This window comes from Duncaniella sp. C9 (genome assembly GCF_004803935.1).
GTDB classification, from domain to species: domain Bacteria; phylum Bacteroidota; class Bacteroidia; order Bacteroidales; family Muribaculaceae; genus Duncaniella; species Duncaniella muris.
This window is the reverse complement of the sequence record NZ_CP039547.1, coordinates 2,342,877-2,367,323: the sequence shown is the minus strand read 5'-3', so window position 1 is coordinate 2,367,323 and position 24,447 is coordinate 2,342,877. Positions and strand designations below refer to the sequence as shown.

The following is a 24,447-nucleotide window of genomic DNA, read 5'->3' as shown; positions in this document are numbered from 1 at the left end:
TACTGCTCCTCTCCACAACCGAAGCCAACGCCCAGTTGCAAATCAACGAACTAATGCAATCAAACATTGACTGCATCATGGATGACCTCAACGAATTTCCTGACTCCTGGGTAGAACTATACAACTCAGGACAATCAGCCATAGACCTTCACGACTATAGCATCTGCAACAAAAATGACCCTACAAAAGAAATCAATCGAAATGCGCAACTCCGGCAACGACTTCGACTACACCTATTTCCGCGACGCTCTGATCCAGCGCGTAATGGGGACAAACTGCGATCTCGACTGGCAACCCTGGCTCCCGACAGCCTTTTTCATAAACGGAGAATATAAAGACATGCTCAACATCCGCTCCCGCACCAATGAAGACCACATCTACACCTTTTACAACGGCGAAGAAGACATAGACATGTTCGAAAACTGGGGCGAACTCAAAGAAGGGACATGGGACAACTTCAACAACTTTAAAAAATTCTTCAATGAAGACGGCCACACATTTGACGAATTCAACACTCTGATGGACTGCGGCGAATTCGCAAATCTAATGATAATGAACCTCTTCTATGACAACAAAGACTTCCCCGGCAACAATATAGTCAACTGGCGCCCGCGTTCCGAAGGAGGCCGCTGGAGATGGATCGCCAAAGACACCGATTTCGGCCTCGGCCTATACGATGCTCCATACAACTATAAAACCTTCAACTGGCTATATGACAATGATTTCGACCCCGACCGCGCATGGGCAAACAAACCGGAACACACACGCCTGTTCCGCGCCCTGATGGAAACCCCGGAGTTTCATGACATGTTCATAGACCGCTGCGCTGTGTACATGGGCGATTTCATGAACTACCGTGGCACCGTAAAGGAGCTCGACAAAATGTACTCCATGATCAAGACTGAATATCCCAATCATCGCAAGCTCTTCAACGAATGGTGGCCCAACCACTCACAGGAAGTACAGAAAATGCGCTCATGGATCGCCGCTCGCACACCATTCTTCTACACACACCTAAGCGAATACTTCCGGCTTGGAACCCCTCGCACCCTGACCATCGACGCCGGGCGCACCGACGACATCAAACTGACAATCAACGGGATCACGCTCAATAACCGCGATTTTGACGGAAAATTCTTTGCTGGGCGCCAGCTCCGGATAGAAGGAAACCACCAGGACAGCGAAATGACAGTGGACGGCTGGAAAGTCACCATAACCAAAGGCACCACACACACCACGGGCAGCTATAAAGACAAAACCCTCACCATCAACATGCCCAATGCCGACAAAATCGAAATTGAATCCATAGCAACTCAGAGCGCGATAGCAGACATTGACTTCGACCAACAGCCTAAAGCCCTTGATCCGTCAAAGCCATTCAAACTATATGACATTCAAGGACGTTTATTAGCAGAACCGGAATCAATCGGATCAGCGACAGGCTTCGAGCCGGGAATATACATAGCCCGTCAGGGATCAAAAACCCTGAAAATAATTCTGGGCCGCCAATAAACCCAAGACAGACAAAAGACAAAACAAATCAAATCGAAGCAATAATTTTGCAGAAAACAGATTTTTTCGTAACTTTACATTAACAAACTATTCGAAACAAGTTACACAACTATGAATAAGGATTTTAGAAATTTTGCAGTGCACCATCTCGGCATGAATGGGCTCGCGCTCGATCAATATGCCGCCTCGGCAGCTTCTCAAATCACCTCCTCCTATATCTCTCCGACCATCATTGAAGAACGCCAGCTCAATGTGGCACAAATGGATGTGTTCTCACGTCTGATGATGGATCGCATCATATTCCTCAGCACTGACGTAAACGACTATACAGCCACAGTAGTCCAGGGACAGCTTCTTTACCTTGACTCAGTAGATCCCGGAAAAGACATCTCAATCTACCTTAACTCACCAGGCGGATCAGTGATCGCAGGACTTGGCCTTTATGACACCATGCAACACATCAAGAGCGATGTCTCCACAATCTGCATCGGCATGGCAGCATCAATGGCGGCTGTACTTCTTGTTGCAGGAGCTCAAGGCAAGCGCATGGCCCTTCCGCATTCGCGCGTCATGATCCATCAGCCCCTCGGAGGTGTCCAGGGCCAGGCATCAGACATCGAAATCACCGCCCGCGAAATCCTCAAATACAAAGCCGAACTCTACAAGATCATCGCCGACCACTCCGGAATGCCGCTCGAACGCATCGAAGCTGACGCCGACCGCGACTACTGGATGACTGCCGACGAAGCCAAAGAATATGGCATGATAGACCGCGTCCTCCTCCCCGACCACAAATAAACCACCCCGCTATAGACACAGAATGGCAAAAAAAAACAACAACACCTCTGACAACGGAGTCAAATGCTCTTTTTGCGGCAAGGAACCATCCTACACCAACATTCTCGTGCCGAGTCCGTTTGGCGACACCTATATATGCAGCGAATGCGTTGACCAGATTGAGGGCCTCCTGAAAGATTATTACGAAGAGAATCCTTCTATCCGGCCCGACAAAGCGAAAGGGAAAAAATCCAAAGCCGCCATTGAGCCGGAGACAAAAGAACTTCCGACTCCGGCTGAAATACGCGCATTTCTCGATCAATATGTCATCGGGCAGGACGACGCCAAGAAATATCTCTCGGTAGCCGTCTACAATCATTACAAGCGTCTTGCGCAGGACAAAGACGATGTAGACATCGAGAAAAGCAACATCATCATGGTCGGACCCACAGGCACAGGCAAAACCTTGCTTGCCAAGACCATAGCCCGACAGCTTGACGTACCATTCGCCATTGTCGACGCCACGGTGCTGACCGAAGCCGGCTACGTCGGAGAAGACATCGAAAGCCTGCTCGTCAGACTGCTGCAAGCCGCCGATTATGATGTGGCAAAAGCAGAACGAGGCATAGTTTTCATTGACGAGATCGACAAAATCGCCCGCAAAGGCGACAACCCGTCAATCACTCGCGACGTGTCCGGCGAAGGTGTACAGCAAGGCCTCCTCAAACTACTTGAAGGCTCCGTAGTCAATGTACCGCCGAACGGAGGCCGCAAACACCCTGAGCAAAAGATGATTGCCGTCGATACTAAAAACATCCTATTCATCTGCGGAGGAGCATTTGACGGTATCGAACGAAAAATAGCCCACCGCCTGAACACCCATGTGGTAGGCTTCACCGGAGGATCGACACGCTCGAAAATCAACTCTGACAATTATCTGCAATACATTGCCCCCCAGGACCTCAAGTCATTCGGTCTGATCCCCGAAATCATCGGACGTCTGCCGGTACTTGTCCATCTCGATCCGCTTGACCGCGAAGCACTTCTCAGAGTACTCACAGAGCCTAAAAACGCCATCACCAAGCAGTATGAAAAACTGTTTGCCATGGACGGAGTCAAACTCATCTTCGCACCTGAGACACTTGAATTCATTGTCGACAAGGCAATCGAATACAAGCTTGGCGCACGTGGTCTGCGCACAATCGTAGAGACAATCATGATCGATCCGATGTATGAAACCCCCTCTACCGACATTAAAGAACTGGTTATCGACCGCGCCTTCGCCGAAGAGAAAATCCAAAAAGCCTACATCGGCTAAAAGGACGTATCGGATACACCGGTCTCCACCAATCATAAACTTTATCACCTCTTCCCGGCTTCCCGGCACAGCCGGGAAGTTCTCCCCTCAGTTCTCTCACATTTCATACTCACTCCTCCCCAACCTGAACGGAATCCCATGAATCAACGACTTCACGAAGCACTTAAAGAGCATTTCGGATTTGACACATTCAAAGGCAACCAGGAAGCCATAATGACAAGTCTCCTTGAAGGCAACGACGTTTTCGTCCTCATGCCTACCGGAGGAGGCAAATCGCTCTGCTACCAGCTGCCGGCCCTTATGATGGAAGGCACAGCCATAGTGATCTCTCCACTGATAGCCCTGATGAAAAATCAGGTTGATGCAATGCGCAACTTCAGTTCGGCCGACACTGTGGCCCACTTCCTAAACTCCTCGCTCAACCGCGCAGCGATTGACCTTGTGAAATCCGACATTACTGCCGGACGCACAAAACTGCTCTATGTGGCACCGGAGTCGCTGACCAAAGAAGAGAACATCGAATTTCTGAAGACTGTGCCGATTTCATTCTACGCAGTCGACGAGGCACACTGCATTTCCGAATGGGGTCACGACTTCCGCCCGGAATATCGACGCATCCGCCCGATCATCAACGAGATCAACGTCCGCCCGATGATCGCACTGACTGCCACCGCAACCCCAAAGGTTCAGCATGACATCCAGAAAAACCTCGGAATGCAGAATGCCAAAGTGTTCAAATCGTCGTTCAACCGATCGAACCTCTATTATGAGGTCAGGCCAAAGACCAACAACATTGACAAAGACATTATAAAATTCATCAAAAACAACCCCGGCAAATCAGGCATCATCTATTGCCTGAGCCGCAAGAAGGTTGAGGAACTCGCCGAGATGCTCGCAGTGAACGACATCAAGGCACTCCCCTATCACGCCGGAATGGACGGTGCGACCCGAAGCGCCAATCAGGACGCGTTTCTGATGGAAAAAGTCGATGTCATAGTCGCCACGATCGCATTCGGAATGGGTATTGACAAACCAGATGTGAGATTTGTTATTCATTATGACATGCCCAAGTCGCTCGAAGGCTACTATCAGGAAACCGGCCGCGCCGGCCGTGACGGAGGAGAAGGCCAATGCATAACCTTCTATGCCGCCAAAGACCTGCAGAAGATGGAAAAATTCATGCAGGGCAAGCCATTGGCCGAACAGGAAATCGGCCGCCAGCTCCTGCTGGAAACCCAGAGCTACGCTGAGGCAAGCAGTTGCCGTCGTCGCTCACTGCTCTTCTATTTCGGAGAGGAGTTCACGGTCGACAACTGCCAGAACTGCGACAATTGCATTAATCCAAAGAAAAAAGTGGAAGCGAAAGACGATTTATGTGCAGTGCTCGAAACCGTAATAGCACTGAAAGAAAAATTCAAAGCCGATCATGTCACCGATGTGCTCCTCGGCCACACTACTGCTGATGTCACATCATATCAGCACGACCAGCTCGACGTGTTCGGCTGCGAGCAAGGAGCTGATGAAAAACTTATTAGCGCCGTGATCCGTCAGGCAATCCTGGCCGGATATCTCGACCGCGACATAGAGAACTACGGACTTCTCCGCATCACCCCGAAAGGCAAAAAATTCCTTTCGAAACCCGAATCATTCAAAGTGATCGAAGACTCTGATTTCAGCGAAGACGCCGAACCGGAAATGATCAAAAGCGGAGCGTCATTTGCCGCCGATGACGAACTTTACAGCATCTTGAAAGACCTGCGCAAGAAAATTGCCAAGCAACTCGGGCTGCCCCCATATGTGATTTTCCAGGATCCGTCGCTCGAAGCAATGGCCACCACCTACCCGATTTCACTCGAAGAACTTCAGAACATTCCCGGCGTAGGCGCAGGTAAAGCAAAACGCTATGGCGCCGACTTCGTGAAGGTAATCAAGCGCCATGTCGAAGACAATGAGATCGAACGTCCGGAAGACCTGCGTGTACGTAGCGTTCCGAGCCGCAACTCGACCAAACTCTTCATCATCCAGTCAATCGACCGCAAAATACCTCTGCCTGAAATAGCCAGAGCCAAAGGCCTTGAATTCAACGAACTGCTTGACAGAATTGAAGTAATAGTCTACTCAGGCACAAAAATCAATATCTCCTATTATATAAATGATATAATGGACGAGGATTCGCAGGAAGAACTGTTTGACTTCTTTAAGGAATGCCAGACAGATGACCTCAACGAAGCCTACAAAGAATTCGGTGAAGACTATACAGAAGACGAGATCCGCCTCATGCGCATCAAATTCCTCTCTGAAATGGGCAACTGATTTTCAATACCGCAAACAATGAATAAGGTCATCGACTATCGCGACGTAGAACTCCACCGCCAAGATCTTATCGCGCTCCGCCACGTCAATCTGTCAGTGGGCGAAGGTGAATTCGTCTATCTGATAGGCAAAGTGGGCAGCGGCAAATCCAGCCTGCTGAAATCTCTCTATGCCGACATTCCAATAGCCGGAGGCGAAGCCCGTGTTCTTGATTACGACCTGAACACCATACGCCGTCGCGACATTCCCTTTCTGCGCCGTCAGATAGGCATCGTCTTTCAGGACTTCCAGTTGCTGACCGACCGCAGCGCCTATGCCAATCTTAAATTTGTGCTTGAGGCCACCGGCTGGAAAGACAAATCTGATATCGAAGCCCGCATTGAAGAGGTGCTGAGAGGTGTCGGGATGCTCAACAAGAGTTATAAGAATCCTCATGAGCTGTCAGGAGGCGAGCAGCAGCGCATAGTCATAGCCCGCGCCCTCCTCAACCATCCGCGCATAATTCTCGCGGATGAACCTACAGGCAATCTCGACCCGGCCACAGGCGAAGCCATTGTCAGCCGTCTTCACGATATAGCCCGTCAGGGAACTACCGTGATAATGGCCACACACAATCTCAGTTTCGTCGATCAATTCCCCGGACGAGTCATCAAGTGCGAGAACCACACCATCTCATAGTAGGGCACCTCTCTCTGATTCAAAACTTAAAACCCGCAAAAATGTTATAACAGTGTCAACGTTCATGTTACACTGTTATATTTTTTTGCCTGAATGAATTCATCAAAGACCCGCATAGTAGTGCTCGGCGGAGGTTTTGCCGGGCTGAATTTTGTAAAACACATCGACAAAGACAAATTTGACATCACCCTTGTCGACCACCACAACTATCACTCCTTCCCGCCGCTTTTCTATCAGGTGGCCTCGTCTGAAATTGACCCGTCGAGCATCAGCTTCCCTTTCAGACGCGAACTCGTCAAAAAAGCATCCGGAAGAGTGAAATTTCACATGGAAAGTGCCCGAAGCGTAGACGTCAGCCGGCATTGCGTCATCACTGACCACGGATCAATCCCATATGACAAGCTTGTCATTGCATTCGGCACCACAAACAACTTCTTCGGCAATGACGCCCTTAAAGACGAGGTCTACACACTGAAATCCAACGACCAGGCAATCCGCATACGTAATGAAATCCTCTACCGCTGCGAACGCGCTTCGATAGAACCTGACCGCGAAAAACGCCGGCGCATGCTGACATTCGTTGTCATAGGAGGCGGGCCTGCCGGAGTAGAGATGGCTGGAGCCATCGGAGAACTTAAACGCTACATACTCAGACGCGACTACCCCGACATTCCGCCGGAAGACATGACCGTCAGCCTGTATGAAGGGCGCAACAAACTTCTGGCCTCCATGAGCGCCGAGTCGTCAGAAACAGCACTCAAAGATCTGAAATCGTTACTGGTGGATATCCACTTAGGCCGACAGATGAAAAGCTATGCCGACAACCTGCTCACCTTTGACGATGGATCGACCCTATACTCCGAAATGGTCATCTGGACTGCAGGAGTCACCGGGCGTCCGCTCGAATTCGAAGGCACGGATTTCCGGCAGGGACGCGGCGGGCGCTTTCCCACCGACCGTTTCTGCCGTGTGACCGGCCTTGATGATATATTCGCCATCGGCGATGTCAACCTCATGACCACCGAAGAATATCCCGCAGGACTCCCGCAGCTTGCCCAGTTGGCCATACAGCAAGGCCGCTTCCTCGCCCGCAGCCTCAACTCCGGAAAATGGAACCGGGAATTTTCTTACAACGACAAAGGATCAATGGCCACCATCGGCCGAAACCGTGCGGTTGTCGACATGCGCAGACTCCATCTCGACGGCTTCATCGCCTGGCTTGCATGGATGTTCATCCACCTCATCTCACTCATGGGGATGCGCAACAAAATCAGCGTGCTCGTCAGCTGGTTCTGGGCTTATTTCAGCTACAACACAGCCCTCCGACTGCTTCTTGCAGGTTCAAAATACCCTAAACGTGGCCGTATGTGGGACAAAGGTTAGGATATATCGTATTTTTATTGTAATTTTGTATATTCAGAGAGTGTTCGGTCTCATCGCAGACACGCACTCGCGACTTGTTAAAAATTATCAATTCAAAACCGACAAAATTATCACAATAAAAATGTCGATCGATAGTATCATAGCTTTGGCCGTCAGCAACGCGGTCAAAAATCTGTATGGCGTTGAAACTCCCGCCGAAAACATCGTGCCTCAAGCCACCCGAAAAGAATTCGAGGGCAATATCACCGTTGTCGTTTTCCCCTGGGTGAAAGCCGCCCGCAAATCGCCTGAAGCGGTAGGTATGGAAATCGGCGAATGGCTTCAGGCCAACGAACCTGCGGTCGAGAAGTTCAACGTGGTCAAAGGCTTCCTTAACATAACCGTTGCACCGCAGTTCTGGAATTCAGTGCTCGGACACATAGCCGGCACCACTGACTTCGGACTTACAGCTGCTGATGAAAGCTCGCCTCTTGTAATGGTAGAGTACTCATCGCCAAACACAAACAAGCCTCTCCATCTTGGCCACGTACGCAACAACCTGCTTGGATTCAGCCTTGCCGAAATCCTGAAAGCCTGCGGCAACCGCGTCATAAAGACCAACATTGTCAATGACCGCGGCATCCACATCTGCAAATCCATGCTCGCATGGAAAAAGTGGGGCGAAGGTGCCACTCCGGAATCCACCGGCAAGAAAGGCGACCATCTTATAGGTGACTTCTATGTACTCTTTGACAAGCACTACAAAGCCGAGCTCAAGGAACTTGAAGAGAAAGGCATGAGCAAAGAAGAAGCCGAAGCAGCATCTCCGCTCATGAAAGAAGCCCGCGAAATGCTCGTGAAATGGGAAAACAAAGATCCTGAAATCCGTTCGCTTTGGGAAATGATGAACTCCTGGGTCTACGCCGGATTCGATGAGACCTACAAGCGCATGGGTGTCAACTTCGACAAAATCTATTATGAGAGCGAAACATACCTCGAAGGCAAGGAGAAAGTTCTCGAAGGCCTCGAAGCAGGTAAAATGTACCGCAAGGAAGACGGCTCTGTATGGGCCGATCTTACCGGTGAAGGACTCGACCACAAACTGCTTCTCCGCAGTGACGGCACTTCTGTCTACATGACCCAGGACATCGGCACCGCCAAACTGCGTTACCGCGACTATCCCATTGACAAGATGATCTACGTTGTAGGCAACGAGCAGAACTATCACTTCCAGGTGCTCTCAATCCTTCTCGACCGTCTCGGCTTCAAGTGGGGCAAAGACCTCGTACACTTCTCTTACGGCATGGTCGAACTGCCTGAAGGCAAGATGAAATCACGCGAAGGCACAGTAGTCGATGCCGACGACCTTATGGACGACATGGTCTCCACCGCCCGCACCGTATCAGCCGAGCTCGGCAAACTCGACGGCCTCAGCCCGGAAGAGATCGACAGCATTTCGGAAACCGTAGGCCTCGGAGCACTGAAATACTTCCTTCTCAAGGTAGACCCGCGCAAAAATATGACCTTCAACCCCAAAGAGTCAATTGACTTCAACGGCAACACCGGCCCCTTCATCCAATACACCTACGCACGCATCTGCTCTGTGCTCCGCAAAGCCGCTGACGAAGGCATGGCCATCGGCGACTACTCGGCAGTAGTACCTGGCGAAAAAGAAATAGCCCTTATCCAGGCCCTCGCCGACTTCCCCGCCACAGTCCAGGCCGCAGGCCAGACCTACAGTCCGGCACTGATCGCCAACTATGTCTATGACCTTGTCAAGAGCTACAACCAGTTCTATCACGACTGCTCCATCCTCAAGGAAACAGACAGCGCTGTGCGCTCGCTGCGTCTTGAACTCAGCCGCCAGACCGCCCGCGTCATCAAGTCAGGCATGAACCTCCTTGGCATCAACGTACCTGAACGTATGTAAGTCAAATTTGTTTTATAAATAAAAACGATAACCAACTCCTATTAACTGATATGAATTACAACCAGCAGACACCTCCCCCCTACTTCGGCGGAGGCGACAATTACAACAGCTACCACAACTCTCAGCAGCAGGCCGTCCAGACAACTTCGTCAGTAATGAAGCGCGTCTATTTCAAAATGTTCCTCGGACTGCTTGTGACTGCGTTCGTCTCTCTTTTCTGCGCTACCTCATCCGCCTATCTCAGCTTTATGTCTGGCCACCGCATCTTCTTCTGGGGCCTTCTGATCGCAGAAGTAGGCATCGTGATATATCTCTCGACCCGTCTGACCCGCATCTCGTCGGCAACGGCCAACCTGCTTTTCTATGTCTTTGCCGCGATCAACGGCCTGGCTCTTGCCCCGATCTTCTTGGTCTATACCATGACATCAATTGCCAAGACATTCTTCATCTGCGCCGGAACCTTCGGAGCCATGAGTGTCTATGGCTATTTTACCACCAAAGATCTCACAAGCTGGGGCAACTTCCTGATGTACGCACTTATGGGTCTGATCATCGCTTCTTTGGTCAATATTTTCACCAGAAGCACCCAGCTTGACTGGATAATCTCCATCGCAGGCGTCCTGATCTTCATCGGTCTCACTGCATGGGACACTCAGAAAATCAAGCGTATGGCTCTCACAACGCCTCCGGCCTATATCAGCCATCTCGCCACCATCGGCGCACTGAGTCTCTATCTCGACTTCATCAACCTCTTCCTCTATCTGCTCCGCTTCTTCGGAAGCCAGCGCGACTGATAGCGTGTAAACAGACTCTTATCACTGAAATCATATACCTTAATATACAATAATGGCAAAAGTCGTAATCATCGGAGCCGGCGGTGTCGGAACCGTCGTGGCTCACAAGTGTGCCCAGCACCCCGAAGTTTTCACAGAAATAGTCATCGCTTCCCGCACCCGCAGCAAGTGTGACGCCATTGTAGAGGCCATCGGAAAGCCCAACATCAGCTCAGACGTTGTCGATGCCGACAGCGTCCCCCAGCTTGTGGAGCTTTTCAACCGCCACAAACCCGAACTCGTCATCAACGTGGCCCTTCCCTATCAGGACCTCACCATCATGGATGCCTGTCTCATCTGCGGAGTCAACTATCTTGACACCGCCAACTATGAGCCCAAGGACGTGGCACATTTCGAATATTCATGGCAGTGGGCCTACAAACAGCGCTTCGAAGAAGCCGGTCTTACCGCAATCCTCGGCTGCGGATTCGACCCAGGTGTGTCCGGCGTATTCACAGCCTACGCCGCAAAACACTACTTCTCTGACATGCAGTATCTCGACATTGTCGACTGCAACGGCGGTGATCACGGCAAAGCTTTCGCCACAAACTTCAACCCCGAAATCAACATCCGTGAGATCACTCAGAACGGCCGCTACTATCAGGACGGCAAATGGGTGACCACCGGCCCGCTTGAAATCCACAAGACACTCACCTATCCCAACATCGGAGAGCGCGAAAGCTATCTTCTCTACCACGAAGAGCTCGAATCGCTCGTCAAGAACTATCCCTCAATCAAGCGTGCGCGCTTCTGGATGACATTCGGTCAGGAATATCTCACACACCTCCGTGTGATTCAGAACATCGGCATGGCCCGCATCGACGAAGTAGACTACAACGGACAGAAGATCGTGCCCCTGCAGTTCCTCAAAGCCGTCCTCCCCAACCCACAGGATCTCGGCGAGAACTACCACGGCGAAACCTCGATCGGCTGCCGCATCGAAGGTCTTGACAAGGAAGGCAAGCATCTCACCTATTACATCTGGAACAACTGCTCTCACGAAGCCGCTTACAAGGAAACCGGCATGCAGGCTGTCAGCTACACAACCGGCGTTCCCGCAATGGTCGGCGCAATGATGTTCCTCACAGGGAAATGGGTAAAACCGGGTGTCAACAACGTTGAAGAGTTCGATCCCGATCCATTCCTCGCAGAACTTGCCAAAGACGGTCTTCCCTGGAACGAGGAATTCAACCTCAACCTTGAAGTAAACGAATAATCAAGCCTGTCAAGACCTGAACCTGCATCATAAACCCCGGACACCGGCGAAAAACCAACGTTTATCACCCTGTCCGGGGTTTACAATTTCATAGTCCTCTCCCGCAGCGTCGTCATGAGATGACACAATCGCCACTCCATCACTACCGAAAATCCAATCCGCCATGCTTAAACATCTGCTGCTCGCAGGCACCATCGTAACCGCTCCGTCAATTCATGGCCGCCCCAATGACGGATATACTCTCGACCCCGCCACACAGACAGTCACCGCAGACCGACACGCCTTCCGTTTAGGCCCCGGCACTTTTCTGCTGACAGCCGAAACCGGCGCAACTTCATCGCCCTACATTTTTACCGATGCACTCAAAGCTCTTGAAGCCATCAGCAAAAACTCATCCGGCAACGCAACGCTGCTTGTGACTCCGGGAGTTTACTGGCTTGATGACCCCGATGACCCTGCCGTCAGACGCAATCCCAAAAACTCCGGAGCCATTCCTTATGCCGCAGAAATCAGTTGTGACACACTTTCACTCATAGGACTCTCAGAAGATCCGGCCGACATTGTCTTCGCGGTAAACCGTGGCCAGACCCAGGGCGCTCTCGGCAACTACACCATGCTCCATTTCAAAGGCCTCTGTCTGACAGCCGAAAACATAACTTTCGGCAACTACTGCAACGTTGATCTCATCTACCCGCGCAATCCTTCGCTTAACCGGCCGAAACGCCGCGATCCCATCGTCCAGGCCCAGGTCGGAATATGCGAGAACACCGACCGGCTCTTTGCGCGCAACTGCCGCTTCATCAGCCGCCTCAATCTCTGCCCTCTATCCGGAGCACGGCGCTCACTCTACAAAGACTGTTACTTCGAGTGCACCGACGATGCCCTCTCAGGCTCAGCTGTCTACCTCGACTGCCGTTTCACATTTTTCAGCGGTAAACCTTTCTACTCCACCGCTTCCACAGGAGCCATATTTCTCAACTGCGACATCCACACCAAAGTCCGTGGCTCACAATATCTCACCAAAGTACCCGGCATGGTGTCAATGATCGACACCCGCTGGACTTCAGACTCGCCCGTAGACATTCAGTGGACACGTGACAGCTCACCCGTCCGCTGCTATCAGAGCGGCATCACACTCAACGGCACAGCAATCACAATTGACGCCAGACGTCCAGAACTCAGCGCTGACATCAGTGACACTCCGCTCCTACGCGCCTACAAAATCTCATCAGGCGGAAAAACCGTCTACAACATTCTGAATCTGCTCGGCGGCACCGACGGCTGGGACCCTCTCGACCAGTCAGAATCTATGGCAGAACTTGAAAAAGCACTGTCAGCCACCCTTACAGGACTACCCGTGGCTTTAAAAATCGAGACCCCGTCTAAAAAGCTTTCGGCTCAAGGTGACAGCATGCTTCTCAAACCATCATTGCGTCTGTGGGGCGACTATCCGGCCCCGGCATCAGCATCCGGCCTGACCTGGAATGCACCGACAACACTGCGCCTCTCCGCATCTGCCAACTCAACCGCAATTGTCAGCGCCAACAGCTTCCCGCGCGAGATGATCTGTGAAATTTCTGCGGTCTCTCCATACGGCCTGACAGGCGCGACATCCGTAACAGTCGATGCATGGCTCAAAACTGCACCGCAGTTCACCTCGACACCGGTTATCACCGCTGACAAGAACACACTGAAACTCGACTACAGCCTCTCAGGCAACAGTCGTGACGACAGCCATATCATCTGGTACAGGTCAACACGTCCCGACCATTCCGACAGTGTGGCCGTTCGTCACGGACGCGGCCTAAGCGCCCGCTCCTACCCGCTGACATGTGCAGACAGAGGCTTCTATATCTCAGCCTCCGTGATGCCGAAAAACGCCGACTCGGAAGAAGGCCACGCTATGGTAGCCTCAATGTCAGCACCGGTCAACACCATCATGCTCCGCTCACTGCAGAAAAGCGAAAAATCAATCGTCACCTCCTTCGCCGAGGTCCCCATCCGAAAAGGCACTCCGGGGCGGCAGGGCTTTTGGCACTTCGACACATTCAAACCTTCTGACACAGCTATTCACGACTGGACTCCTGACGGATCAGCAGGCTGGTATTACGGCCAAGCCACAGATGCTGCAACCGGAACCGGACTCGTGCAGTCAACCAAAGGCGCGCGCCTGTTCTACACCCCGGTGCGTGAAAAATGCCGCAACATGCGTGTCAGCCTCATCGCAGAACCATGCAAAGGTCCAGGGCAGGGATTCGGCAGTGCCACCGGGCAATATATGGACATCTGCATCAAATTCGACCCTGTCTCTCTGACCGGCTACGCCCTGCGCATCGAACGGACGCCAGACTTTGACAAAGCCGTGACATTCACTCTCGTGCGATATTCCAGCGGCGCTGTCAGCCCGATAAGCAAAGCCGTAGCCACAAGCTGCTACCGCAATCCATGTACCATTGTAGTCGAACTGTGCGGAGACCGCCTGACAGCACTGGCCCGCACTGGAGCTCCGGCTGCGGAAGCAGCCGATCCGGCCATAAAACCAGATGTGAGCCTTTCAGCCACTGTGTCTCCGACCGACGGCACATCGCTTGCCATCCAGCACACCGGCTCGGCAGGTGCATCGGCCACCCTGCTGCGCGACCTTGAAGTAAACTGGGACTGACACAGGATTTCAAACCGGACCACATTTCACTTGGGAACACCACGATGAATTTGCAAAATTTATTATCGCGGCGTTCCCAAGTGAATTTTTGTTAGAATCAATCTCCGCAATCGGAATTTAAGGAAAAATTTGGTACCTTTGTATGTTACATTCGAACGAATCTGAAAAAATGCAGAACGAACAAAATATAAAAGTATTAGGCGCCAAAGTCAACAACCTCAAGGACGTTGACGTAGAGATTCCCCGCGGAAAGCTCGTTGTGATTACGGGTGTTTCGGGATCCGGGAAATCATCTCTCGCCTTTGACACCTTATATGCGGAAGGCCAGCGGCGCTACGTGGAAAGCCTCAGCAGCTACGCCCGTCAGTTCATGGGCAAAATGCCCAAGCCGGAATGCAAAGCAATACTCGGACTCCCGCCGGCCATCGCCATTGAGCAAAAAGTCAACACCCGCAACCCGCGAAGCACTGTCGGGACATCGACAGAGATCTATGACTACCTGAGGCTTCTCTTCGGGCGTGTAGGTCATACATTCTCCCCCATCAGCAGTGAAGAAGTCAGAAAGCACACTATTGACGATGTGGTCAGATTCGCCATGACCTATCCCGAAGGCTCCCGCATGGCCATAACCGCACCGGTCACTCTGCCTGAAGGCCGCAAATTCGCCTCGCAGCTTGACGTATATCTGAAAGCCGGCTATTCGCGTCTGATGCGTGGCGGCGAATTCATTGACATTGACGAACTGCTGACTGAAGTCCGCGCCGCCGGTGATGGTGCAGACTACAACCCGGCCGACTATCAGCTGCTCGTAGACCGCCTTGCGGTCTCCTCGGAGGCTGACGAACAGAGTCGTCTGCGCGACTCTGTGGAAAGCGCGTTTTTTGAAGGACGCGACCGATTGAAATTGCAGATCTGGGCTGATGACGGAATCGTGGCCAAGGATTTTTCCCGCGTGTTCGAGGCCGACGGCATGACATTTGAAGTTCCCACTGACATGATGTTCAACTTCAATAACCCTGTCGGAGCCTGCCCAACATGCGAAGGATTCGGCAAAGTTATGGGAATCGACGAACGCCTTGTCATCCCCAACAACACACTCTCCATCTATGACAACGCCGTGGCCTGCTGGCGCGGCGACAAGATGAGCGAATGGAAGAAAGTTTTCATCAGTGATTCCGCCCAATTCGGATTCCCTATCCACAAGCCTTATCTTGATCTCTCGCAAGAAGAAAAAGATTTGCTGTGGCACGGACCTACTGACCGCCAGCTTTCGCAGCCGGGCATAAAACTCACATATGGTGACTTCCCCTCCATAGACCGTTTCTTCAGGATGGTCGACGAAAATCTTTATAAGATACAATACCGCGTCATGAAAGCCCGCTATCAGGGCAAGACCGTATGCCCCGCCTGTCACGGCTCCCGCTTGAAAAAGACAGCATCGTATGTCAAAGTCGGAGGAGCCACCATCGGGGAACTCGTTTCAATGCCTGTCAGCCGTCTGATAGAATTTTTCAGAAACCTCCAGCTTGATGCCACTGACGCAGCCATAGCCGAACGTCTTCTCAAGGAGATCAATAACCGCATCTCCTATCTGGAAGAAGTCGGACTCGGCTATCTGACGCTCGACCGACTGTCGTCAACCCTCTCCGGCGGCGAAAGCCAGCGCATCAATCTCGCCACATCGCTCGGCAGCAGCCTTGTGGGCTCGCTCTATATTCTTGACGAACCGTCAATCGGACTCCATTCCCGTGACACCGAACGCCTGATCACCGTGCTGAAAAAACTCCGCGATCTCGGCAATACGGTCGTTGTAGTTGAACACGATGAAGAAATCATGCGCGCCGCCGACTATCTTATTGATGTCGGCCCGGATGCCGGACGTCTCGGAGGCCAAATCATCTATCAGGGCAACCCGGCCGAACTTGTGCCGTCGCAAGCCAAAGAGGATAGTCCACTGAGCTATACCGCGCGCTATCTGACAGGCACACTGTCAATCCCCGTGCCGAAACAGAGACGCAAGTGGCGTGATTCGCTCGAAGTCATCGGTGCCAAAGAGCACAATCTGAAAGACATTGACGTAAAATTTCCTCTCGGAGTCATGACGGTGGTCACCGGAGTCAGCGGCTCAGGCAAATCCACTCTTGTCCGCGACATCCTTTTCCGGGCTCTCAACCGTCATCTCGGAAACACCGGAGATGCGCCCGGAACCTTCCGCAAACTGCAGGGAGATCTCTCACGCATCAAAAACGTAGAGTTTGTCGACCAAAATCCGATCGGCAAGTCATCCCGCTCGAATCCGGCTACCTACCTCAAAGCATTTGACGAGATACGCAAACTTTTCGCTTCCACCCAGGGAGCGAAACAGATGGGCTACTCTGCGTCAGACTTTTCATTCAACTCTGACGGAGGCCGCTGCGAAGAGTGCAAGGGTGACGGATATATCACCATCGAGATGCAGTTCATGGCCGATATCACCATTCCCTGCGAATCGTGCCACGGAAAGCGCTACCAGAAAGAAATTCTCGAAATTGAATATCGCGGCAAGAATATCTATGACATTCTTGAGATGACTATCAATCAGGCTGTGGAATTCTTCGGAGAAGAAGCCGGAGCACAGGAAAAACGCATTATCAAGCGTCTAAAACCTCTCCAGGATGTTGGCCTCGGATATATCAAGATCGGTCAGAATTCCTCGTCTCTATCAGGCGGTGAAAATCAGAGAGTGAAACTGGCATCTTTTTTCGCAGAGGAAAAACCGGAGCCTACCATGTACATATTTGACGAACCGACAACCGGACTTCACTTCCATGACATAGCCACTCTCATGAAGTCTTTTGACCGCCTTATATCTATGGGTCACACGATTCTGATAATCGAACATAACATGGATGTCATCAAGTGTGCCGACCATGTCATTGACATAGGCCCTGAAGGAGGCGATGCCGGAGGCAACCTTGTGGCAGCCGGCACTCCCGAACAGATCGCCGCAAATCCGGCTTCATACACCGGTCATTTTCTGAAAGAGAAACTGCAGGGAGTCTGAATGCAGACACTCCTGCCTTGTGCATCTCTGAAATATTATAATCATTAACTCTTCAACAGACAGCAATATTATGGCAAAAATAGGTGACCGTGTCCGCTTCCTCAACTCAGTGGGTGGCGGCATCATCAAAAAAATAGAAGGAAACATCGCATATGTCGATGACAACGGCTTTGAAACCCCCACTCTTCTGCGCGAATGCGTGGTGGTGGCCGAAGCCGCGACTACAGAAAAGAAAATAGCTCTGACCCAGGATGCCGTCAAACCGGCCGCTCCGCAGTCCCAGCCGCAAAAGGCGGCTCAGAAACCGGAGGAGACTCCGGCTATTGAGGAGACTCCGGAAGGTGAGAAACTCAATGTGGTGCTCGCATACGAACCTGCCGACATAAAACATCTCAACTCCACCACATTTGATGTCTATCTTGTCAACGACTCCAACTATTATCTCTACTTCACATATCTCACACGCGCTGATGAATCCACCGGCTGGACCACCCGCTATGCCGGAATCGTCGAACCTAACATCCAGGTGTTCCTTGAAGAGATCTCCGGAGCCGACCTCCCTTCGATAGACCGCATCGCTGTACAGATGATAGCCTTCAAGTCTGACAAGGAATTTAAGATGAAGGCCCCTGTAGCCGTAGAGACGGCCCTTGACACCACGAAATTTTTCAAGCTCCACTGTTTCCGCAGCAATGTGTATTTTGACAAAGATGTAATCGCTGTAGACATCGTGACCAATGATATTCCACGCAAACGCATGGTGATCGACTCTTCACGTATTGAAGAAGGGATCAAAGCCAAGAATGCCGTTGATCGTCCCGCCCGCAAGCCTGTACAGAAAAAGAGTTCCGACAAACGGGCTGAGATAATTGAAGTAGACCTTCATATATCTGAGCTTGTCGACACCACGGCCGGCCTGTCAGCTGCCGAAATCCTGAATCTTCAGATCGACGAATTCCGCAAGGTGATGGATGCAAACCTGAAACACAAGGGTCAGAAAATAGTCTTTATCCACGGTAAAGGCGAAGGCGTGCTCCGCGCGGCTCTCATGAAGGAACTTAACCACCGCTACAAAGGTCATACCGTACAGGATGCCTCATTTCGTGAATACGGTTTCGGAGCCACTCAGGTAACCATCTGACACAACCTCAAATCCATAACATCCGTTTACCCATGATTCTATGGTTTTCAGGCACAGGCAATTCCCGGTATGTAGCGGAAATGCTTGCAGCCGAACTGGGCCAGTCGTTGCGCAGGCTCACTCCGGATCTCCGCAACGGCAGCCTGACACCGGCGCCGCATGACGATACCGTCATATGGGTCTGCCCCGTCTATTCCTGGGGCCTGCCACCCTATGTCCGCGCAATCATTAAAAACGTAGACCTTGGATCAGCACCGTTAATACACCATCTGGTGCTGACCTGCGGTGATGATTGCGGTCTGACAGCCGAGATGTGGCGCAGCGATCTTGCAAAACGTGGCTGGCTGTCAGGACTGGCTTTTTCAGTCACGATGCCTAACAATTACGTCTGCATGAGCGGATTTGATGTCGATACGGCAGAACTCGCACAGCACAAACTGTCGGCCGCATCACTGCGCATCAGAGAAATCGCGCGCTCGATCGCAGATTTCCGGGCAGGCTCCGGAGACTGCCCAAATGAGCTGGCTGACGTGGTCCGCGGTCGCTTTGCATGGATCAAAACCAGAATAATCTATCCCTGGTTTGTCCGCCATGCCATGTCGCCGAAACCATTCCGCTACACACGCGAATGTATTTCGTGCGGCAAGTGCGCAGCCATCTGCCCTCTGCGCAACATCACCATGAGCGAGCCTTCAGGCAAATCGACAGACAGCAGTGAGCGCAGGCGCAAACGGCCGGTATGGGGTACAGACTGCGCCTTTTGTCTCGCCTGCTACCATGTGTGTCCACGCCATGCCGTAATGTGTGGCGACAAGACCGGCACCAAAGGCCAATACATGAATCCGCAGTCATGACAAGGTGAGGATTCCGGTCAGATGAACCAAATCCGGCATATGAGTGTTTATATATTAGACTGATCCAAATCAGCAGATATTAACGCTTATATATTCAGATCTATGGATAAAAAATCTATAAAAGGTACAAAGACCGAACACAACCTTCTCGCGTCATTCGCCGGTGAAAGCCAGGCCCGTTCACGCTACACACTTTTCGCAAAGAAAGCCCGTGAAGAAGGCTACGAACAGATTGCCCGCATCTTCCTGATCACTGCCGAGCAGGAACTCAGCCATGCCGAGCTATTCTTCTCACGCCTTGAAGGCGGTGTGGTGACAATCAATGCCGGTTATCCCGCGGGCATGGTGGCCGACACAATGACCAACCTCCGCGAGGCTGCTGCCGGCGAACGCGAGGAATGGAGCGACCTCTACTCTTCATTTGCCTCTACAGCTGAAGAAGAAGGCTTCAAGGACATCGCAGCTCTCTTCAAGATGGTGGCTAAAGTCGAAATCGAACACGAACAGCGCTATCTCCGCCTTCTCGAACGCCTCACCAACGGTCAGGAATTTTCAGGCGAAGAAGAGGAAGAATGGCAGTGTATGCACTGCGGTTATGTCCACAAAGGCAAATCGGCGCCCAAACGCTGTCCGGTATGCGGCAAAGAGCAAGGCTACTTTGAGCGCAAAGCCGAAAACTATTGATCATACGAGCTTTATACACTTCTCCAATCCAAATAGCCAAGGACTGTATCGGCGTTCTATCCCGATACAGCCCTCTTTTTATATTCAAACTCATGCTGACTTACAGGGAGGAGGTCAATATGAAAGTTATCCGAGAAGCGGAGCAAACAAACATAGGAGCGGGCATGTTATAAATTCAGAAACGCTTAACGCGATTTCCTATTTTTGAAAATTTCTATAACTATGGAAAATCCTTTGTTTAAGATTCCTTATGGTCTCTATATCGTCACCGTGAATGCTGACGGACGAGACAACGGTTGCATCTCCAATACTTTTGAGCAAGTGACATGCACACCGGCCCAGGCTTCTGTGTGTCTCAACAAAAGCTCCCTGACATGCGAGATGATTGAAAAGGCCGGAGCTTTCACTGTGTCTGTAATCAGCGAAAACGCAGATTTCAGTCTGTTTGAGCGTTTCGGCTTCAAGTCGGGCCGCGAGGTAGACAAGTTTAAAGATTTCGCCGACGTAAAGCGCCTTGACAATGGCACTTTGGCGGTGACATGCGGCACCAACTCATATTTCAGCGTGAAAGTCGCGCAAAAGATTGATCTCGGCACCCACATGATGTTCATAGGCGAAGTGACCGAAATGGCGGTGCTTGACGATGTGGCATCAGCCACATATAATTATTATCAGGAGCACATTAAACCACAGCCCGCACAGCCGTCAGCTGCCGGATCGGCCCATACGGTTTGGCGATGCAAGGTCTGCGGCTACGAATATGTCGGTGACGAGATTCCGGCTGATTTTATCTGTCCGATCTGCAAGCATCCGGCATCTGACTTTGAGAAAGTCACCATCACCGACAATGTGGCTGACAATCCTACAAACCCGTATTCCGGCACAAAGACTGAGAAGAATCTTCAGGAAGCTTTCGCCGGCGAAAGCATGGCACGCAACAAGTACACCTACTTCGCTTCAGTTGCACGCAAAAACGGATTCGAGCAGATCGCCGCGATTTTCGAACATACTGCAGCCAACGAGAAAGAACACGCCAAACTGTGGTGCAAGGCTCTCGGCGGTGTCAGTCAGGACACGGCCGTAAACCTGCAGCATGCAGCCGAGGGTGAAAACTATGAATGGACCGACATGTATGACCGTTTTGCAAAAGATGCCGATGCCGAAGGATTTCATGATCTTGCAAAACAGTTCCGCGGAGTGGCAGCCATAGAGAAGACCCATGAGGAGCGTTACCGCAAACTGCTGGAAAACGTAGAGGCTCACGAAGTATTCCGCAAGAGCGGTGTGACAGTCTGGGAATGCCGAAACTGCGGACACATCTGCATCGGTACCGAAGCTCCGGAAGTCTGCCCTGTCTGCTTCCACCAGCAGAGCTACTTCGAGGTGAGAGCTGAAAATTATTGACCCTCTCTTCGGCTACAAAGTCAGCCTAAATCGGCTGGCAACAACGTATTTCCCTAAAACAACAATCGTGAATCAGCCGCGGCTGATTCACAATTGTTGTTTTATAGGTTGTCTGACAAAAATTTAACGTTCTGCACGCATCGGATTCGAGAGGAAGTCCTCGTAAGCGAGACGGATGCCGTCAGGCAGCTCAGTTGAATAAGTCCAGCCAAGAGCGGCGGCTTTCGACACATCAAGCAGCTTACGCGGAGTACCATTGGGTTTTGTGGTGTCCCAGACAATGCGGCCGGTATAGCCCACGGTCTTTGCAACCAGCTCCGACAGTTCTTTTATTGACAGCTCCTTGCCACTGCCGGCATTGACGGTCTCGTTGCCAGAATAGTTGTTCATCAGGAACACACACAGGTTGGCAAGATCATCTACATAAAGGAACTCGCGCAACGGCGATCCGTCGCCCCAGCACACTACCTCTTCCAAACCGGCCTCTTTTGCCTCATGGAAACGGCGGATCAAAGCCGGGAGCACGTGTGAATGGGTAGGATGATAGTTGTCATTGGGCCCGTAGAGGTTGGTAGGCATGACAGAGATATAGTCAGTTCCGTACTGGCGGTTGAGATATTCGCAATATTTGAGACCGGAAATCTTGGCAAGTGCATAAGCCTCGTTGGTCTGTTCGAGCGAAGATGTCAGCAGGCAGCTTTCGGGCATAGGCTGCGGAGCAAGACGGGGATAGATGCACGATGATCCAAGGAATTCGAGTTTCTTGACACCATTGCGCCAGGCTGCGTGGATCACGTTCATCTCCAGCATCATATTGTCATACATAAAATCAGCGAGCGCAGACTGATTGGCTTCTATGCCACCGACTTTAGCGGCTGCAAGAAACACATAGTCAGGCTTTTCAGCCGCAAAAAATTTATTGACGGCCTGCTGGTTGATCAGGTCGAGCTGCGAGTGCGTACGTGTGATGATATTGTTGTATCCCTGACGTTTCAGCTCACGGACAATAGCCGAACCTACCATGCCGCGATGGCCTGCTACATAAATCTTTGAATCCTTTTCCACAATTAAAATCTATTTATGTGTTGTTACCTATTATTAAGATATGAGTGTTTAAGTTGAAAATCAGCTGATAGCCAGCACATTCAGCACAAAACACGATCGAGGCTGCCATGCCTCCGGAAATTCAACGCAAAATAACAAAAATTTATTCTATCCGGCAAATAATCAGCCAGTGAAAATCAAAAATCCCCCTGCCCGGATTGCGGGCAGAGGGGCTGAAATCGTTTTTATGTCTGCTTCTTGTGGCTTAACAGTTGTTATGAAACACCCTCTTAGAGCACACCCTGAGCCATCATAGCACGAGCCACTTTCATGAAACCGGCCACGTTGGCACCACGGACATAGTTGATGTAGCCGTCTTCCTCAGTGCCATATTTCACACACTGCTTGTGGATTTCGGTCATGATATCCTGAAGTTTGCGGTCGACTTCTTCGGCGCTCCATGAGAGTTTCTGTGAGTTCTGGGCCATTTCGAGTCCTGAAACAGATACACCGCCTGCGTTTGCAGCCTTGCCGGGAGCATAGAGGATGCGGGCTTTCTGGAATTCACGGATCGCATCGGGGGTGGAGGGCATGTTTGCACCTTCGCTGACAGCGATACAGCCGTTTGCGATGAGAGCGTGGGCATCGTCACCGTCAATTTCGTTCTGAGTGGCAGAAGGCATGGCGATGTCGCAGGCCACGTGCTGCCAAGGGCGTTCGCCTTCAAAATACTGGCATTCGTATTCCTCGGCAAACTCGCGGATTCGTCCGCGATAGATATTCTTGAGTTTGAAGATATAGTCAAGCTGTTCCTGAGAGAGGCCGTCGGGCACGTAGATTGAGCCATCGCTATCACTCATTGAAACCACTTTGGCTCCGAGCGAGAGAAGTTTTTCAGCTGTATAAGTGGCTACATTGCCGGAACCGGAGATTGCCACGCGCTTGCCTTCGATGCTGAGGCCACGGGTCTTGAGCATCTCAAGGAGGAAGTAGACGTTACCATAGCCTGTAGCTTCCGGGCGGATGAGCGAACCACCGAATTCATAGCCCTTGCCGGTGAAAGTACCGGTGAACTCGCGGGCCATCTTCTTATATTCGCCGAACATATAGCCTACCTCACGTCCGCCAACACCGATATCACCGGCGGGCACATCAGTGTCAGGACCGATCTGACGCCACAGTTCCTGGATGAAAGCCTGGCAGAAGCGCATCACTTCCATGTCGCTCTTGCCACGGGGCGAAAAATCGCTGCCGCCTTTGGCACCACCCATAGCGAGAGTGGTCAGAGAGTTTTTGAAAGTCTGTTCGAATGCAAGGAATTTGAGAATCGAGAGGTTGACCGAAGAGTGGAAACGGATGCCTCCTTTGTAAGGACCGATCGCATTGTTGTGCTGAACGCGATAGCCCATGTTATTGTGAACCTTGCCCTTGTCATCGACCCATGATACGCGGAATGCGAAAATACGATCAGGAATGCAAAGGCGCTCAATAAGATTGTAGCGTTCGAATTCAGGATTTTCATTATAGACATCTTCAATCGAGGTCAATACCTCTTCCACTGCCTGGATGTATTCCGGCTCATTGGGGAAACGACGCTTCAGATCGTCAATTACGCTTAGTGCATTCATACCTAATATGGAAAATATATTATTGGAATTTATTATCTATAACACTTC

The 24,447-nt window shown here is 51.3% G+C and carries 17 protein-coding genes and 1 pseudogene; 16 read left to right on the top strand and 2 right to left on the bottom strand.

The annotated features are described in order from the left end of the window. Nucleotides 1-174 precede the first annotated feature (174 nt). The 16 genes and pseudogenes from E7745_RS09950 to rbr (E7745_RS09880) all read left to right on the top strand — a co-directional run bounded on the left by E7745_RS09950 (nucleotide 175) and on the right by rbr (E7745_RS09880) (nucleotide 21,727). Nucleotides 175-1,512, top strand: a complete 1,338-nt coding sequence (locus E7745_RS09950; RefSeq protein ID WP_136408764.1) for a CotH kinase family protein — start codon at nucleotides 175-177, stop codon at nucleotides 1,510-1,512. A 111-nt stretch (nucleotides 1,513-1,623) separates the two neighbouring features. Further along, complete coding sequence (gene clpP, locus E7745_RS09945) at nucleotides 1,624-2,310, top strand: ATP-dependent Clp endopeptidase proteolytic subunit ClpP (RefSeq protein ID WP_107031914.1); 687 nt, start codon at nucleotides 1,624-1,626, stop codon at nucleotides 2,308-2,310. Nucleotides 2,311-2,332: 22 nt separating this feature from the next. Continuing rightward, nucleotides 2,333-3,607, top strand: coding sequence for an ATP-dependent Clp protease ATP-binding subunit ClpX (gene clpX / locus E7745_RS09940; RefSeq protein ID WP_107031913.1), 1,275 nt, complete (start codon nucleotides 2,333-2,335; stop codon nucleotides 3,605-3,607). A gap of 138 nt (nucleotides 3,608-3,745) precedes the next feature. Continuing rightward, nucleotides 3,746-5,920: a DNA helicase RecQ gene (gene recQ / locus E7745_RS09935; RefSeq protein WP_123398625.1), complete on the top strand. Its 2,175-nt coding sequence runs from the start codon at nucleotides 3,746-3,748 to the stop codon at nucleotides 5,918-5,920. A gap of 18 nt (nucleotides 5,921-5,938) precedes the next feature. Next, nucleotides 5,939-6,598: a cell division ATP-binding protein FtsE gene (locus tag E7745_RS09930; RefSeq protein ID WP_136408763.1), complete on the top strand. Its 660-nt coding sequence runs from the start codon at nucleotides 5,939-5,941 to the stop codon at nucleotides 6,596-6,598. A 93-nt stretch (nucleotides 6,599-6,691) separates the two neighbouring features. Then, nucleotides 6,692-7,981, top strand: a complete 1,290-nt coding sequence (locus E7745_RS09925; protein ID WP_136408762.1) for an NAD(P)/FAD-dependent oxidoreductase — start codon at nucleotides 6,692-6,694, stop codon at nucleotides 7,979-7,981. A gap of 121 nt (nucleotides 7,982-8,102) precedes the next feature. Beyond that, nucleotides 8,103-9,890 carry an arginine--tRNA ligase gene (argS, locus tag E7745_RS09920; RefSeq protein ID WP_136408761.1) on the top strand — a complete coding sequence of 596 codons (1,788 nt, stop codon included), beginning with the start codon at nucleotides 8,103-8,105 and terminating at the stop codon, nucleotides 9,888-9,890. Nucleotides 9,891-9,940: 50 nt separating this feature from the next. Next, entirely contained in the window at nucleotides 9,941-10,684 is a 744-nt protein-coding gene (locus tag E7745_RS09915; protein ID WP_107031909.1) for a Bax inhibitor-1/YccA family protein, read from the top strand. A 52-nt stretch (nucleotides 10,685-10,736) separates the two neighbouring features. Next, a complete protein-coding gene (locus E7745_RS09910; protein WP_123398620.1) occupies nucleotides 10,737-11,939 on the top strand; it encodes a saccharopine dehydrogenase family protein in 1,203 nt (400 codons plus the stop codon). Between the two features lie 163 nt (nucleotides 11,940-12,102). Then, nucleotides 12,103-14,601, top strand: coding sequence for a hypothetical protein (locus tag E7745_RS09905; RefSeq protein WP_136408760.1), 2,499 nt, complete (start codon nucleotides 12,103-12,105; stop codon nucleotides 14,599-14,601). Nucleotides 14,602-14,770: 169 nt separating this feature from the next. Next, nucleotides 14,771-17,644 carry an excinuclease ABC subunit UvrA gene (gene uvrA, locus E7745_RS09900; protein ID WP_136408759.1) on the top strand — a complete coding sequence of 958 codons (2,874 nt, stop codon included), beginning with the start codon at nucleotides 14,771-14,773 and terminating at the stop codon, nucleotides 17,642-17,644. A 70-nt stretch (nucleotides 17,645-17,714) separates the two neighbouring features. Then, complete coding sequence (locus E7745_RS09895) at nucleotides 17,715-18,785, top strand: DUF2027 domain-containing protein (protein ID WP_136408758.1); 1,071 nt, start codon at nucleotides 17,715-17,717, stop codon at nucleotides 18,783-18,785. A gap of 32 nt (nucleotides 18,786-18,817) precedes the next feature. Beyond that, on the top strand, nucleotides 18,818-19,639 hold the full coding sequence (locus tag E7745_RS09890) for an EFR1 family ferrodoxin (protein WP_136408757.1): 822 nt from the start codon (nucleotides 18,818-18,820) through the stop codon (nucleotides 19,637-19,639). A gap of 102 nt (nucleotides 19,640-19,741) precedes the next feature. Next, nucleotides 19,742-20,323: a rubrerythrin gene (gene rbr, locus E7745_RS09885; protein ID WP_123398616.1), complete on the top strand. Its 582-nt coding sequence runs from the start codon at nucleotides 19,742-19,744 to the stop codon at nucleotides 20,321-20,323. Nucleotides 20,324-20,545: 222 nt separating this feature from the next. Next, a pseudogene (locus tag E7745_RS15070) lies at nucleotides 20,546-20,998 on the top strand (flavin reductase family protein); the annotation flags it as partial. Nucleotides 20,999-21,004: 6 nt separating this feature from the next. Then, nucleotides 21,005-21,727, top strand: coding sequence for a rubrerythrin (gene rbr / locus E7745_RS09880; protein WP_240740405.1), 723 nt, complete (start codon nucleotides 21,005-21,007; stop codon nucleotides 21,725-21,727). A gap of 123 nt (nucleotides 21,728-21,850) precedes the next feature. Here the strand turns inward: rbr (E7745_RS09880) and E7745_RS09875 are convergent, their stop codons facing one another. Next, the gene (locus E7745_RS09875) at nucleotides 21,851-22,795 is read right to left on the bottom strand and encodes a GDP-L-fucose synthase (RefSeq protein ID WP_123398614.1); all 945 of its coding nucleotides are present in this window, start codon (nucleotides 22,793-22,795) and stop codon (nucleotides 21,851-21,853) included. A gap of 266 nt (nucleotides 22,796-23,061) precedes the next feature. After that, the gene (locus tag E7745_RS09870; RefSeq protein WP_123398613.1) at nucleotides 23,062-24,399 is read right to left on the bottom strand and encodes an NADP-specific glutamate dehydrogenase; all 1,338 of its coding nucleotides are present in this window, start codon (nucleotides 24,397-24,399) and stop codon (nucleotides 23,062-23,064) included. Nucleotides 24,400-24,447: the final 48 nt, after the last annotated feature.